The sequence below is a fragment of the Paraburkholderia sp. SARCC-3016 genome (assembly GCF_031119615.1).
Classification (GTDB): Bacteria; Pseudomonadota; Gammaproteobacteria; order Burkholderiales; family Burkholderiaceae; genus Paraburkholderia.
This window is the reverse complement of record NZ_JAVHZD010000013.1, coordinates 90802-105989: the sequence shown is the minus strand read 5'-3', so window position 1 is coordinate 105989 and position 15188 is coordinate 90802. Positions and strand designations below refer to the sequence as shown.

The 15188-nt window shown below is 62.0% G+C and carries 15 protein-coding genes; 9 read left to right on the top strand and 6 right to left on the bottom strand.

Annotated elements, in window-relative coordinates:
• Window positions 1-30: 30 nt before the first annotated feature.
• The 5 genes from QYH69_RS14945 to QYH69_RS14925 all read right to left on the bottom strand — a co-directional run bounded on the left by QYH69_RS14945 (window position 31) and on the right by QYH69_RS14925 (window position 4758).
• Window positions 31-807, bottom strand: a complete 777-nt coding sequence (locus QYH69_RS14945; RefSeq protein WP_308832642.1) for an alpha/beta hydrolase — start codon at window positions 805-807, stop codon at window positions 31-33.
• Window positions 804-2174 carry a fumarylacetoacetase gene (gene fahA / locus QYH69_RS14940; protein WP_308832641.1) on the bottom strand — a complete coding sequence of 457 codons (1371 nt, stop codon included), beginning with the start codon at window positions 2172-2174 and terminating at the stop codon, window positions 804-806. Before fahA ends, QYH69_RS14945 begins: the two co-directional genes overlap by 4 nt.
• Window positions 2171-2701, bottom strand: coding sequence for a VOC family protein (locus QYH69_RS14935; RefSeq protein WP_308832640.1), 531 nt, complete (start codon window positions 2699-2701; stop codon window positions 2171-2173). Before QYH69_RS14935 ends, fahA begins: the two co-directional genes overlap by 4 nt.
• 82 nt (window positions 2702-2783) lie before the next feature.
• The gene (locus QYH69_RS14930; protein ID WP_308832639.1) at window positions 2784-3971 is read right to left on the bottom strand and encodes an FAD-dependent monooxygenase; all 1188 of its coding nucleotides are present in this window, start codon (window positions 3969-3971) and stop codon (window positions 2784-2786) included.
• 208 nt (window positions 3972-4179) lie between these two features.
• Window positions 4180-4758, bottom strand: a complete 579-nt coding sequence (locus tag QYH69_RS14925) for a UbiX family flavin prenyltransferase (RefSeq protein WP_308832638.1) — start codon at window positions 4756-4758, stop codon at window positions 4180-4182.
• A gap of 360 nt (window positions 4759-5118) precedes the next feature.
• On the opposite strand from QYH69_RS14925, the gene QYH69_RS14920 reads away from it, so the two are divergent.
• The 4 genes from QYH69_RS14920 (at window position 5119) to QYH69_RS14905 (ending at window position 10043) form a co-directional block, all read left to right on the top strand.
• On the top strand, window positions 5119-6210 hold the full coding sequence (locus tag QYH69_RS14920; protein ID WP_308832637.1) for a porin: 1092 nt from the start codon (window positions 5119-5121) through the stop codon (window positions 6208-6210).
• 220 nt (window positions 6211-6430) lie between these two features.
• Window positions 6431-7870, top strand: coding sequence for an MFS transporter (locus QYH69_RS14915; protein WP_308832636.1), 1440 nt, complete (start codon window positions 6431-6433; stop codon window positions 7868-7870).
• Between the two features lie 46 nt (window positions 7871-7916).
• Window positions 7917-9542: a methyl-accepting chemotaxis protein gene (locus QYH69_RS14910; protein WP_308832635.1), complete on the top strand. Its 1626-nt coding sequence runs from the start codon at window positions 7917-7919 to the stop codon at window positions 9540-9542.
• A gap of 159 nt (window positions 9543-9701) precedes the next feature.
• Window positions 9702-10043, top strand: coding sequence for a BON domain-containing protein (locus tag QYH69_RS14905; RefSeq protein ID WP_308832634.1), 342 nt, complete (start codon window positions 9702-9704; stop codon window positions 10041-10043).
• 305 nt (window positions 10044-10348) lie between these two features.
• Here the strand turns inward: QYH69_RS14905 and QYH69_RS14900 are convergent, their stop codons facing one another.
• Window positions 10349-11749, bottom strand: coding sequence for a GntP family permease (locus QYH69_RS14900; RefSeq protein ID WP_075159193.1), 1401 nt, complete (start codon window positions 11747-11749; stop codon window positions 10349-10351).
• 260 nt (window positions 11750-12009) lie between these two features.
• Here QYH69_RS14900 and QYH69_RS14895 point away from each other — a divergent pair, with 260 nt between their 5' ends.
• The 5 genes from QYH69_RS14895 to QYH69_RS14875 all read left to right on the top strand — a co-directional run bounded on the left by QYH69_RS14895 (window position 12010) and on the right by QYH69_RS14875 (window position 15139).
• Window positions 12010-12633, top strand: coding sequence for a BON domain-containing protein (locus QYH69_RS14895; RefSeq protein ID WP_308832633.1), 624 nt, complete (start codon window positions 12010-12012; stop codon window positions 12631-12633).
• A gap of 153 nt (window positions 12634-12786) precedes the next feature.
• Window positions 12787-13017 carry a hypothetical protein gene (locus QYH69_RS14890; protein ID WP_308832632.1) on the top strand — a complete coding sequence of 77 codons (231 nt, stop codon included), beginning with the start codon at window positions 12787-12789 and terminating at the stop codon, window positions 13015-13017.
• A 504-nt stretch (window positions 13018-13521) separates the two neighbouring features.
• Complete coding sequence (locus tag QYH69_RS14885) at window positions 13522-13728, top strand: hypothetical protein (RefSeq protein ID WP_075161241.1); 207 nt, start codon at window positions 13522-13524, stop codon at window positions 13726-13728.
• A gap of 107 nt (window positions 13729-13835) precedes the next feature.
• On the top strand, window positions 13836-14126 hold the full coding sequence (locus tag QYH69_RS14880) for an H-NS family nucleoid-associated regulatory protein (RefSeq protein WP_075159191.1): 291 nt from the start codon (window positions 13836-13838) through the stop codon (window positions 14124-14126).
• A 440-nt stretch (window positions 14127-14566) separates the two neighbouring features.
• The gene (locus QYH69_RS14875; RefSeq protein WP_374992418.1) at window positions 14567-15139 is read left to right on the top strand and encodes a fimbrial protein; all 573 of its coding nucleotides are present in this window, start codon (window positions 14567-14569) and stop codon (window positions 15137-15139) included.
• The last annotated feature ends 49 nt before the right edge of the window (window positions 15140-15188 follow it).

Below are 15188 nucleotides of genomic sequence, written 5' to 3'. Positions count from 1 at the left end.
ACGCCGGACCACGGCGCGCGGCCGGTGTTGCTACGTCGTTTGTTTCAGCCAGTCTTCGAGCTTCGTTGCAAGCGCAACGGGTACTTCGTACATCGCATAATGGCCCGCATTCGCGAGCGTTTCGAGCGTTGCGTGCTCGTACCACGCGAGCCATGTGCGATCCATCAGATCGGCGGTCAGCGTCGGATCGTGCTCGCCGATAAAAAGCTTGACTGGTACCTGCGCGGCCGCGCTTCCTGCAAGCTCGGCCGAGAAATCGCGCATCGCCCATTCGGGAAGATAGCCGGCGAACGCCTCGCGGCGCGATAGCCGCATCGATTCGTTCGCAAGATGCGAACTCCAGCGCGGCGTCAGTCGATTGCCGGTCGAAAAGGCAATGATGCCTGCCCGTTTTGACACATCGTCGATGGTCGCACTGAAGCCTGCGAGGCGCGCCGCATCCATCCGCGAACCGCATGCGGGCACCGCCGAGATGCCGGCCATCCGCTCGATCCGCTCCGGCGCCGCGAGCAGCACGCGCTGCATTGCCATGCCGCCCATCGAATGCCCGATCAGGCTGAAGCGCGGCCAGTCGAGACGATCGGCAAGCGCGAGCACGTCGCTTGCCGCTTCCGCGAATGTGAAAGCGCCGTCGCGTTCGAACGATTCGCCGTAGCCGCGATAGTCGAAGAAAGCATAGGTGAATGTGTCGATGTCGAGCGCCGGTGCGAGCGTTTGCCAGTCGGCCGAGCTGCCGAACCAGCCAGACAGTGCAATCACTTTGCGCGGGCCATGGCCGACCTGCACATATCCGTTCAGAGCGGTCATACGTGAGCCTCGCTGCGCGCTGGCGTCGCGCCGCTCGGGCGCGACGTATCGAATGCCGGCGCAATCGTGCCACGGCATTCGCCGAAGCCGATCGTCACCGCGCCCGGTTGCACGGCGCGTGCATGGAAAATCACTTCGTCGCCGTCTTCGAGAGCGGTGCGCGTTTCGCCGTTCGGCAACTGCAGCGGATCTTTGCCTGCGTTCGTCAGCTCGGTCAGGCACGCGCGCGAAAGATCGTCGGCACCGGAAATCGTACCGCTGCCGAGCAGATCGCCGGTGCGCAGATTGCAGCCGTTGCTCGTGTGATGCGCGACCATCTGCGCGAACGTCCAGTACAGATTGTCGAGATGCGTGTGCGTGATGCGCATCGGCGCAGCGCCCGCGGCACGCAGTTTCGCGGTCGACAGGAACGCTTCGAGCTCGATATTCAGGCCGCCGGTTCGCTGGTCGAAAGAGCCGTTCAGATGCGGCATGATGACGGCATCGCCTGCGGCACGCGAAGGCGCCGATTTGCGGAACGGCGCGAGCGCCTCCGCGGTGACGATCCACGGCGAGAGGCTCGAGTGAAAGCTCTTGCCAAGGAATGGCCCGAGCACCTGCTCGAACCACTGAATGCTTTTCGCGGACCAGTCGTTGAGCAGGCAGTAGCCGAAGATGTGCTGGTGCGCGTCGTCGATCGCGACGGGTTGCGTCAGCGCATTGCCGCGGCCGATAAACGCGGCGAGCTCGAGTTCGAAATCGAGCGCGGGCGCCGGGCCAAAACGCACATTGCCCTGTGCATCGCGATACTGACCGTGCGGGCGGCGCACGTCGCCGCCGCTCACGCGCAGCGACGATGCACGGCCGTGATACGCGATCGGCAGCGATTTGAACGCGGCGGGCAGCGGATCGGCGAGACCCTTGTAGCGGCCGTGCCGTTCGGTGTGATGCAGCGACGTCAGGAAATCGGTGTAGTCGCCGATCTCGCACGGCAGCCGCATCGTCACCTCGGCCATGCGTGGCAGCAGGGCGGACGCCCGTGCCTGCGCCTGCGACAGCATCGGCGAATCGCTGCGCAACAGCGCGGAGAGTGCGCGGCGCAGCGCGCTCAGATAACGGGGTTCGAGCGCCATCAGGCGGTTCAGCGTGCCGTCGCCGCACGCGGCGGCTGCGCACGCGATCGCGGCATCGCCGTCGAACAGTGCCGCATCGTGCAGCGCCTGCAAATCGACGATGCGATCGCCGATCGCCACGCCGGTGCGAGCGTTGCCGTCGCGCTCGAATGCGCCGAACGGCAGGTTTTGAATCGGGAAGTCCGCGCCGGGCAGATTGGCCGATTCGACCCAGCTGCGCAGAGCGGGGTCGTGAGTGGAATTCAGCTCGCTCATGCGGCGCGTGTCTCCAGTGCAGCTTTTTTCTGTCCCGCGGTCCACGCATCGAGCGTGCCGCGAGCGCGTATTTTAAAGCCTTCGAGCGTGGCGGTATCGGCGACGACCGTCGTCAGTTCGACACGCAACCCGTTCGGATCGAAGAAATAGATCGAGCGCACGAAGTGGTGATCGGTCACGCCGAGCACCTCGATGCCGTTCTCGGCGAGACGCTGCTTCATCGTTTCGAGCTCGTCGAGCGACGCAACGCGAAACGCGATGTGATTGACCCACGCGGGCGTGTTCGGCGACGGCAGCGCTGCCGTGTTGTCTCCGAGATCGAAGAACGCGATGTTCGACCCGTCCGCGAGCTCGAAGAACAGATGCACGTACGGGCAGTACTCGCCGGTGCTCGGCACGCGGTCGAGTCGGATCACGTGCGTGAGCGGCAGGCCGAGGATGTCTTCGTAGAAGTGACGCGTCTCCTCGGCATTGCGGCAACGCCACGCAAAATGGTGCAGTCCGAGGACGGCGGGTATGGTGGCCATCTATCGTCTCCTTTGTGCTGTAGCCGGAGTGGCGCGCGAGCGCTTACTCCGGCTTTTCGCCCGCGAGGGCAGGCGGCTGAAATCAGACTTCGACTGTATCGACGTTGTATTCGAACAGCCAGTTATAGCGCTCTTTCACGCGCTCTTCGCTCCATTCGCGGTCGACGTATTCGGCCGCTCCCTCGGCGTGCGCAAGTTGCGGATTGTGAAAGCGCGTCGCGTTGGCGGCCGAGCCGCGCACGACCCGCGCGGTGCGGTCGAGACGCAACGCCTCGTAGCGCTCGAGCGCGCGCGCCAGGTCGCCCGCGTAGCGTTCGAGGCAGCGCGCGATCAGATAACCGTCTTCGATCGCCATGCCGGCGCCTTGCGCGAGGAACGGCAGCGTAGGATGGCACGCATCGCCGAGCAGCGTCGCGTTACCGGAACTCCAGCGCGTCATCGGTTCACGCACCATCAGCGCCCACTTGTAAGGAATATCGATCGCGGATATCAGCGCGCGCACGTCGTCGTGCCAGCCCTCGAAATCTTTCAGGCATTCGTCGAGCGTACCGCGTTCGGACCACGATTCGACCTGCCACCCGTCACGCTCGACCGCGCCGACGAAGTTGACGAGCTTGTGGCCGCGCAACGGATAGTGAATGACGTGCGCGCCCGGTCCGACCCAGTTCGTGCCGTAAGCGGTGCGCAAATGTTCGGGCAGTTTTTCCGCTTCGATCACGCCGCGCCAGGCCATCACGCCCGAATAGACGGGTTCGTCGGGGCCGAACAGCGCGCGCCGCACGCGCGAGTGCACGCCGTCCGCGCCGATCAGCAGTTCCGCCTCGTAGACGTTGCCCTGAACCGTGGTGACCTCGACCTTCCCGCCGCTCTGCTTGACGCCTTCTACCTTTTCGCCGAGGCGGATCGCGTTCGGCGCGAGCGCATGGACTGCGTCGGCGAGCCCTTGATGCAGGTCGGCGCGGTGCAGCGTGAAGTACGGATAGCCATAGATTTCCCGCGACGCGGCGCCGAGATCGAAGAGGCGCCACGACTGGCCGGTGTTCCACAGCCGCACGCGCTTGCCGGGCGGCTCGCACGCAAGGCCCTCGAGCGTGTCGCCGACGCCGATCTGGTAAAGCACGCGCGTCGCGTTCGGGCTCAGCTGCACGCCGGCGCCGATCTCCTTGAGCGCCTGCGCCTGCTCGAGAATCGTGACGTCGAAGCCCTTCTTCAGTAACGCAACGCCGGCCGTCAGCCCGCCGATTCCGGCTCCCGCAATGACTATCTTCATTCGTCGAATCAACCTCTTTTCGTGTTGGGCGTGTTTTATCGGGTTAATTTATCAATCCATCGATAAATCTTTTTAATGCCGTTTTAATGAATTACCCGTTGAAACAGAAATGAACTTTAAAACAACGCCTGACACTTAAGAAGCAAAAGAATCCGAACGAATCATCGAGCAATTTTGTTAATTGCGGCGCATGACGGGGGCCTGCCGGCTACATGCCCCAGCGATGCACGACCGAGGTCTCGATGCCGAACAGGTCTAGCACGCGGCCGAGCGTGTGGTCGACCATGTCCTCGATCGATTCCGGGTTCGCGTAGAATGCGGGCACCGGCGGATAGACGATCGCGCCCGCTTCGGTGACGCTCGTCATGCTGCGCAGGTGGCCCAGATGCAGCGGCGTTTCGCGCACCATCAGCACGAGCCGGCGGCGCTCCTTCAAGGCGACGTCCGCGGCGCGCGAGAGCAGCCCGCTGGTCACGCCTGTTGCGACTTCCGATAGCGTTTTGATCGAACAGGGCGCGACGATCATGCCCATCACGGGGAACGAGCCGCTCGAAATGGCCGCGCCGATGTCGGTGTTCGAGTAGCAGACGGTGGCGAGCGCGCGCACGTCGGCGACGCTGTAGTCCGATTCGTGCGCGAGCGTGACCTGCGCGGAGCGGCTCATGACCAGGTGCGTTTCGATGTCCATCTGGCGGAGCAACTGCAGGAGCCGCACGCCGTATACGACGCCCGATGCTCCGCTGATGCCGACGACCATGCGCCGCGGCGGGACTGCCCTGACTTGCATTCTGTTCTCCTCCGCGAGAGCGGATTTTTACCGTTTCGAAACTCGCTTTGATCGCGCGGATAGTAGCACGCGGAATAGCGGCGATTAAAGACGCGAAATCGGCTTTTTCGGGATTCCCTGGTAAATACCCCAGGCGAGTATTCGCATTGTTCTATCGATTGATAAATATTTCACGATTCAAAATCGTAAATGACATCGCTAAACTTTGCGCTGCGTCAACAGACTGTCGACGCGCGAAGCGAAGCAACTGGAGACGATGACGCGAAGCGCGGCTCTTCATGCACGACAGACAGCCGTGCCGGTCAAGGAGACCACGGCCGGACACGATAACAACATCGCAAAACAATATTTGGAGGCAAGTTGAAGACACCATTGCTCGTCGGCGGATGTGCCGCGCTATTGAGTTGTCCTGCGCTCGCGCAGTCGTCCGCCACGATATACGGGAGTATCGATACGGGTATCGACTTCGTGACGAACGCGCACGGAGGCCATCTGGTGCAGGAATCGGCAGGCAAACGGACGCCCGACCGCTGGGGCTTTCTGCTTCGGGAGGACCTGGGCGGCGGCAACTCTGCATTCGCGCGGCTCGAATCCGGATACCTGTCGAATACCGGGGCGCAGATCAACCCGACCAGCTTCTTCAACCGCGATGCGTACGTCGGGCTTGCGAACGACAAGTGGGGCTCGCTCAGCTTCGGCAATATTCCCGATTACATCTACGAGTACATCGGTGCTTTGAACAACTCGGTGCCGGGTATTTCGTCGTTCTATACGATCGGCAACCTTGACGGGCTCGCGAATACACATGCGTTGAACAATTCGGTGAAGTACGAAACAATCAATTTCCACGGCCTTCAGGCCGGCGTGATGAATAGTTTCGGCAACCAGGCCGGCGATTTCAGCGAGGGGCGGCAGTACAGCTTCGGTTTGCGATACGGGAACGGCATCGTGAAATTCGGCGCCGCGTACACGATGTCGCACAACCGTACGGCGGATGTGTTCGGCGTTTTCAGCCTGACGTCGCTGCTGGGCCAGCCGCTGCGCGCCGGCGTGCAGTTCAACGCAAGCCGCTACAGCACGATTGCCGTGGGCGGCTCGGTGGTGATCGGCGCATTCACGCCACACTTCACGTACACGGACGTCAAGCTCGAAAACGCGCAAGGCGCAGAGCATGAGCGCAACTATCAGACCGGCGTGAATATCGATCTGAGCGGCGGCGCACACCTTTACATACTGCGTGTGACGTACGACCACTCGACGTTCGACAACCTCGCGTTCAATCAGTACAACCTGTTTTTGACGCACTACCTGTCGAAGGTGACGCAGGTTTACGCAGGCGTCGGCCTGCAGCGCGCGTCGGGACCGAATGCGCACGCCGAACAGTTCGGCTATCTCGCGTCGAGCTCGAATGCACAGACGGTTGGGCGGATCGGCATCAACCATATGTTCTGACGTGGAGGCGCTATGGCGTGACGAGAAGTGAGGGATAAGCGGCTTTATTCACTTTTTTCTATCTCTTCATTGCTATTTTTTGATTCTGCCGCTGCACGGCGAGCCTTATATTGTGCTCCCGGGCGGCGGCGCTGCAACGGGCAGAGGCAGGATCATGAGGAGAACACGGCAACGCACACGCGTGAATGCGCGGTGCGCTGACGACGCATATGGAACGCACATGCAAGCAGACCGGACATTCAATATCGCGACACTGGTAGAAGAACAAAAGACGGGGCGCTTCGCCGTCGGGCTGTTGTTCTGGTGTTTCATGATCATGCTGATGGACGGCTACGATCAGACGGCCGTGTCGTTCGCGGCGCCCGCCATCATCAAGGAGTGGCATGTCGCGCGAGGCGGATTCGGTGCGGTGTTCGGCGCGGGTCTGCTGGGCACGCTGATCGGCTCGTTTATCTTCGGATATATCGGCGACCGTTTCGGCCGCAAGAAGGCGATCGTTTCGGGCAGCCTGTTTTTTGGCGCGCTGACGCTGGCGTCGGTGTGGGTCACGTCGTTGAACGAATTGATGCTGTTGCGTTTCATCGCCGGCATCGGTATGGGCGGCGTGATTCCGAATTCGGTTGCGCTCGTTGCCGAGTATGCGCCGAAGCGTTTGCGCGCGACGTGGGTCACGTTGATGTTCTCGGGCTTTTCGATCGGGGCGGGCTCGGGTGGGATCGTTTCTTCGTCGCTCATTCATCGTTATGGCTGGCCCGTGATGTTCGTTGTCGGCGGCGGCGGATCGCTGCTCGTCGCCGTGCTGCTGATTTTCACGTTGCCGGAATCGGCGAAGCTGCTGGTGGTACGCCAGCGCAGCGCGGATGTGGTGCGCAAACTCGTCGCGCGACTGCGCCCGGAGTTGCCGATTCCCGCGGATGCGCAATTCGTCGCCGGTGAAGTGCAGGAGAAAAAGCGCTTCGTGCTGAAGCTGATTTTCTCCGACGGCCTGGCCGGCATCACGCCGCTGCTGTGGATCGTGTTCATCGTCAACTCGATGACGCTCTACTTCCTGCAGAACTGGTTGCCGATTCTGATGGAAGGCATCGGCATCAATCCGCAAGGCGCGGGGCTCATCACGACGATGTTCTCGGTTGGCGGAGTGATCGGCGGCCTCGTGCTGTGCCGTTTCGTCGACCGCCACGGTGTGCTCGCGATTATCTCGCTGCCCGCGCTGGGCGCCCCGGTAGCCGCCGCGCTCGGCTTCACGACATCTCAAGCATGGCTGATGCTTGCCGTGTTTGCGACGGGCTTCTGCGTGGTCGGCGCGCAATATGGCTTGTACGCGGTGGCCGGAATGATTTATCCGACTTCGTTCCGCTCGGCGGGTGTCGGCAGTGCCATTTCGGTCGGCAAGATCGGCTCGGTATCGGGACCTGTGATCGGCGGCATGCTGCTGTCGATGCATTTGCCGATCGCGCAGCTTTTCTACGCGGCTGCACTGCTATTCGTGGTGACGGCGGTGTTCTCGGCGGTCCTGTCGGTGCTGTATCGCGTGCGCTTCGGCTCGCAACATGCCCGCGATGTGCAACCGCACATCCAGCAGAACAGGGCCCAGCCTGAAGCGGTTGCCGCCAACGCGGTAGAACCGATGCAAAGAAATTCAGTGCTCGGCGATTCATAATCGGCCGATCCGAACTATAAGAAGATGACTACGGGGACCTGATTCGATGACGTACGCTCTGGCCGCCGATGCGGTTGACGCATCACACCACGACGCCGCGGATGGCTCAAGCGGCCGTCTCACGTTAAAACGCCGCCGCGCCTTCACACTGCAAGCCCGCATTGCGCTGACGGTCGCGTTGCTTGCGGCCCTGATGCTCGCGATCGGTGGCTTCGGCCTGCAAGGCGGTTACACGGCGAACCGTGCGAATCGCGACACGTATCAGAACAAGCTGGCGGCCACGATGCATATCGGCGCGGCCGAACTGTTGATCGCGCGCATGCGTCTCGTGCTCGGCGCGGCAACGGCCAACGTCGACGATGCCGTGACGCAACGCCAGATTGCGCGCGCGACCGAGTACCTTGCGCAATCGGACGACGCTTGGCGGCGCTTCGTCGGACAGCCGCACGAGCCGGGCGAAGCGTCGCTGATCGAAGCGGCGAACCAGCATCGCGAGGCATTGCGCAATGCAATGCTCGCGTTTATGGACTCGCTGAAAAAGGGCGAACGCGCGGCGGCCGACCGCATCGGCACCGTGCAATTGAGCCCGCTCTTCAACGACTTGACCGTTGCCGACGAAACATTGAAGCGCACGCTTTACACGAATGCGCAACGCCGTTACGAAGAGGCGGAACACTCGTTCAGAACTTTTCTGATCGCGTCGTCGACGTTGATCGCAATCGGGCTGTTGGCCGCCATCGTCAGCTGGATCACATTGCGCCGCGCGATCATGCGTCCGCTCGAGGATGCACTCGGCCATTTCAATGCGATCGCGGCCGGTGACCTGAGCCGCAGCATCGAAACTCGCCGTGCGGACGAAATGGGGCAATTGCTTGCCGGCTTGAAAACGATGCAGGTGCAACTATCGAAGACGGTAACGGCCGTGCGCGACAGTTGCGAAGCAATCGGCACCGCGACGCGTGAGATCGCTGCCGGCACGCTCGACCTGTCGACGCGCACCGAAGAGCAGGCGGCTTCGCTCGAAGAAACCGCGGCGAGCATGAGCGAGCTGACCGCAACCGTCAAGCAGAACGCCGACCATGCGCAGCAGGCGCGCGGTCTGGCCGATGACGCGTCAGCGGCCGCGCAAAGCAGCAGTGGCGTGATCGGCCGCATGACCGACACGATGAGCCGCATCGACGTGAGCTCGCGCAAGATCGCCGATATCACCGGCATCATCGACGGCATTGCGTTTCAAACCAATATCCTCGCGCTGAATGCTGCCGTTGAAGCGGCACGCGCCGGCGAACATGGCCGCGGTTTTGCCGTGGTCGCCGCGGAAGTGCGCGCGCTTGCCCAGCATTCGTCGTCTGCGGCGAAGCAGATCGGCGAGCTGGTCGCCGATTCGGTCAGTGCCGCGGCCGACGGCACCGGGCTCGTTACCGAGGCCGGGCACGCGATGCAGCAGGTGCTCGGCACAGTGCAACGCTTCGCGCTGGTGATGAACGAGATCGTGGCGGCCGCGCTCGAACAGCGCACGGGCATCGAACAGGTCGACACGGCAATCAGTCTCATGGATTCGATCACGCAGCAAAACGCTGCGCTTGTCGAACAGGCGAGCGCGGCGGCCCAGGCGCTTGATCAGCAGTCGCAGGACCTCGCGCGCCAGGTCGCGGTGTTTAGCGTTCGCTGAATCTCCCCGGCACTCTCCGATTTTGCCCCGTTGGCGGCTTGCTTCCTTATGTAGCAGAGCCGCGCGGGGCTTCGCTGCAGATTTCTTCCGAATCGCCTACAGTGCTAAAAATCAGCGCCGTCCGCCAATAACGGCAACAACGCGCAAAGAGGAGGCAATATGAAACGAAGGATCATTCAGGTGCTGTTGCTAACGGCCGGCCTGGCGGTCACGATTCCACCCGCGCTCGCGCAAGATAATGCGGCCGCGACTGCGGCCCCCGCGCAGTCGTCGAAACAGGCGGATCGGGCACTTGCCAAAGCAGTGCGGCGCGCCTTTAGCAAGGCGCAGGGTTTCGATGCGTCGGGCGTGTTCGTCAAGGCGCGCGGCGGTGCGGTCACGTTAAGCGGCAGCGTGAAGGACGGTTCGCAGATTGCCCAGGCCGAACAGATTGCACGCTCGGTGCCGGGCGTGACATCGGTGTCGAACAAACTGACGTTGTTCCACGGCGGCAACGGCTAGGTAAGGGCGTCGTTGCACGCTGCGCGTCCGGTCGGCTTACCACGTGTGCGACACGATCGCGCTTGCGGCGTCGGGAGAATCTTTGCGTAAGCGTGGCATGGCGCTCGAGGAGGCCATGGCGGCACTGGCGCCGCACATGGTCATCCACCGGTCGACCGATCTTCTGACGGTATCGATGCCGCGCGGCAAGAGAAGGGCGTAGCCGTGGTGCCCGTCTGCATCGAAGGCACGGCAAATCGCGTCAAGGCGGCGCGCGCCGGGCAGCGGACCGAAGCATACAGTCCGGTCCGCTTTCGCGCACTGCCTTAAACCAGTCCGGTCGCGTAATACAGCGCGATCACGAAAAACACCGCAAGCGTCTTGATCACCGTCACTGCGAAAATGTCGCGATACGACTCGCGGTGCGTGAGCCCCGTCACCGCCAGCAATGTGATGACCGCGCCGTTATGCGGCAGCGTATCCATGCCGCCGCTCGCCATGGCCACCACGCGATGCAGCACTTCCATCGGAATATGCGCGGCCTCCGCGCTTTTGATGAACAGGTCCGACATCGCGGCGAGCGCGATGCTCATGCCGCCCGACGCGGAACCGGTGATGCCGGCCAGCGAGCTGACGGACACGGCGGCATTGACGAGCGGATTCGGAATGCTCTTCAGCGCATCGCTAACCACGATAAAACCCGGCAGTGCTGCAATCACACCGCCGAATCCATACTCCGATGCGGTATTCAACGACGCGAGCAGTGCGCCCGCTACCGCCGCTTTGGTGCCGGTTGCAAAGCGTTCGCTCACGCGGCCGAACGCGGTTGCCACAACGAGCAGAATGCCGAGCAGCAGCGCGCCTTCGACTGCCCAGATCGCAACCACCGATTTGATCGTCGCGGTAACGGGCGCATGCACGCCCGGCAATACGTCGGGCGCGACGGTGTACGACGCGCCGTACCATTGCGGCAGCCAGCGCGTGAGTGCGAAGTTCGCGACGCCGACGAGCACGAGCGGCGCGACCGCCAGCAGCGGATGCGGCAATTGCGAGGTCTCGACGCGCTCCGGCTCGTTGACGAGCGACGTACCGTAGCCCTCGCCTTTGGCCATGGCCGAACGGCGCCGCCATTCGAGAAACGCGAGTCCGACGACGATGATGAACAGCGACCCTGCGATGCCGAGTCCGGGCGCAGCCCATGCGGTGGTTTTGAAGAACGTGGTCGGGATGATGTTCTGAATCTGCGGGGTACCCGGCAGCGAATCCATCGTGAACGAAAATGCGCCGAGCGCGATTGCGCCCGGCATCAGGCGCTTCGGAATATTGCTTTGCCGATAGAGTTCAGCCGCGAACGGATACACGGCGAACACGACGACGAACAGCGATACGCCGCCGTACGTCAGCAGCGCGCAGACCGCGACGATCACCGCGTTCGCGCGCGAGCGGCCGATGTAACGGATCGCGGCCGCGACGATCGACTCGGAAAAGCCCGATAGTTCGATAACCTTGCCGAATACGGCGCCGAGCAGAAATACCGGAAAGTACAGCTTGACGAAGCCGACCATCTTTTCCATGAAGATGCCGGAAAAGACCGGCGCGACGGCCGCGGGGTCGGTCAGCAGCACCGCGCCGAGCGCGGCGATCGGCGCAACGAGAATCACACTGTAGCCGCGGTAGGCGGCGAACATCAGAAAGGCCAGAGCGGCAAGGACGATGACAAAGGACAAGAGGCGTCTCCAAAACTTGGTTTTCGAGTTCGGTTGTGAATCTCGCCGGCTGGCGCGCGACCGGTGGGAGCCGCTCTGGCCCATGCCGCCGCCGGCGCCTGCTTCGGCAGATTCAGTGCCTGCGCTTTCGCGAGGCTCATGAGAATACCCGATTTACGTTGTGCTGACGGTCGAGAGAATAAGCTGCGGAGGCGGGACGGGAGATGCTAGCGGTGGGCTGGCGAGGTACGCCTCTGCCGACACGGGCGTAAGGAGGAGGAATGACACACTCAGGTAGCCGACATAGCCGTATGCGCATGGGCGTCCCGGGCCGGGCCGCCCGTGCGTTTTTGTCCGCGGCGGCAGCGCTGTGCCTGTGCCATGGCCTGCCATCGTACGCGGACGCGCTGGCCGCATCGGCCGCATCGGCCGCCGTCGCGCCGCCGCTCGAACGCAAGAACTGGTTCAACGACCCGTTCTTCGCACTATCCCACGCGCTTCCTGGCTGTGCGGTTCCGCTAGGCCCGTTGATGACCCGCGCGCAGATGGAGGACGATGCGCATTACCGGGTCGAACGCGGCACGACCTGCTGGCTCGCGCACAAATGCACGAAACCGAACTCCTATATGTACGATCAGCCGATCGCCGAGGCGATCCGCGCGCATTTCGCCGATTCCCGCCAGTTCGACGGCACGAGCCTGTGGATCACCGTGCAGCGCCGCTTCGTCTACGCCGAGGGGTGCGCGCCGGCGTCGTTCGACCGGCAGGCGCTGCGCCGGCAGCTCGAGGCGATTCCGGACGTCGAGCAGGTGTTTATCCGCGTCGGAACAGGCGCGAGCGCGCCTGCCCCCTACAAGACGCTTGCCGCGCCGGACCGGCCAACCGGCGCCGGCGATGCGCAATGACGCAATGTAGCGCTCGCATGGCACAATCTCATCGTCGAAAAACAACAGGTCCAACAGGTCCAACAGATCCAGGCGGGGTTGCCCATGAAATGCAGTCAGGTCTCCGGCAGTCAATTATTCGAGGCGGCTCGCGCGTTCGGTCCGGTTCGAGCCATGTGTACCGTTGCGGCGCTGGCGGCAGTGGCCGCTCTGTCCGGCTGCGGCAGCAGCGCGCCGTTGTTTGCGTCCGACGGTCGTCCGACGACGCTCGTCCAGTGTACGAACGGCTCGGATTCCTGTGACCAGCAGGCGGCGGCCAGTTGCAGCGGCGCGGGCTATGAGGTCGTGCGCCAGACGGTGGAAAGCGGTGTTCGCAATCTGCTGTATGCGTGCAAGGGCAAATAGAAGTGGAACGTGCGCGAATCCCCGGTGAAACGCGCACGAGTCGCCATCCACGGCTGGCGCGTCTGCACGGCGACAAATGGGTGAAAGCCGATTGCATTAACCATTGTCTGATTGCTGACTCGCTTATTCAGAAATATGCGGGTCTTTTTCCTAGTCAATCAGCATAATTTGCTGGGCGTCGGATTAATTTCCTGTCGATGTTCGCTCAGCGACTTGGACGCTCGTTCTTATTTCCTCCTATACAGCATGCGTGCCGGCATGTGAGGCAGTCGGACTGACGACTTCCGTGCGGCGGGCAACGGACATGTTCAGATCGACGTTCTATATTCGTTCGCAGTCGTTCGCGGCGACGATGCATGGCAGATCGAGCTTGCGTGCCGTTTTATGCAATACCGGAAAGACGTTCGAAAAAATAATAAACACGTGAAACGGTGCAACTGGTTTTCAGTAATACCGTTTGCACAAAGACGAATGACTCGACATACGGTCAATACGGGGAACGCGATGAATCACGATCAAATCGAAAAGGACATTGAGCATCTTGAACGGATAATTCCGCGCATTTCGCCTAACGATGGCATTCCATTGTCGTATTGGCGAAACCGTATCAATTCGGTTTCCGGCGCGGTACTGGTGCCGGCGCAGGTGGACCGCGTCAAGAAGCTTAGCGAGGCCTTGAAGGCGCTCGAGGCACGGGCGCGAAAGACCTGATCGCGCTCACAAAAGCGCTTTCTCGGGGCAATACAGGCTACCCGGCACTTTTTGTGTCTGGTACGGTCACATCTGCCGTACTCGACACTGAAAGGAGACGATGCTCGATGGCCACGTATAAGCAGCTGACTGCGCAACTCGAAAAACTTCATAAGGAAATGTCGCTTGCGCGCGATAAGGAAGTCGCGCAAGCCATTGCCGACATCAAGGAGAAGATTGCCGAATACGGCATTACCGCCGAGGAGCTTGGTTTTTCGAGCAAACGCCAGGCGACGCGCAAAGCGGCTCTTCCGCCCAAGTACCGGAACCCGAAGACCGGCGAGACGTGGAGCGGCCGCGGCCGGGCCCCAGGCTGGCTGGCTGGGAAGAATCGCGACCGGTTCCTGATCGAAGAGTAGGCGGCAACGCTCGCAGCATCGCCTCGCGCGGCACGGGCTTCGTGCCGCGGAGCCGGTTCTCGTGTAACGACGCTGTCCTACAGCAGCGCCATTCATTTCCCGAATATCCTCACCTTTCCCGCTGGATGACGCCGCACCGGGCAACCGATGCGGCGTTTTCTTTGTGCGGCTCCCGGAAATACTCACTTTTGCGACGGTTGCCTCCCATAGCGCCTCAATCCTTTGTCGAGACAAGCATCTCAAATTTAAGAGTCGTCTTACGGACTCTTAGTCGCGACATTTTTAAGATTCTGTTCAACCTGATGACTGCTTCAGCGCTGCAACGAAGCCTCCGATCACGAGGTGTCAGCGACGCGGCAATCAGGAACGGTGCCGCCAGACGACAGGAACTGAAGCGATACCGATCTCAACCTGCATTTTTCGCTTTCGGAGTGTCAAACATGAACATGAAACTGCGCCTTTCCACGCTCGTTCTGGTTGCGGGTGGTCTCTTCGGTATCGCATCGATCAATGCTCGCGCCGCTGACGGCACGATCACGATCCAGGGTTCGGTATCGGATACGACGTGTTCGATCAACGGCGCCGCGTCCGGTACGCCGGCCGACATTTCGGTCACGCTGCCGACGGTCCAGGCAGGCTCGCTGGCGTCGGCGGGCGCGGTCGCCGGCACGTCGAACATGGGCGACATTCAGATGGTTCTGAGCGGCTGTTCCGGCGCGGCGACGAAGGCTGTCGCACGCTTCGAAAACGGCTCGACGGTTGACCAGTCCTCCGGCTACCTGAAGAACACGGCGGGCACGAACGGCGCCCAGAACGTCCAGGTGCGTTTGCTCAATGCGAGCATGCAGCCGATCAATATCGTGACCGGCCAGAACAACGATGTCGCCAGCAACGGCACGGCGATTACCGGCGGTTCGGCGGTGCTCAAGTATTTCGCGCAGTACTTCGCGACGGGCAAGGCCGTGGCGGGCAACGTGTCGACGTCGGTGCAATACACGATGCAATACCAGTAAGCCATGAATAAAGGGCGTCGCAAGTGCGATGCCCTTGTGGCGTTTGCAA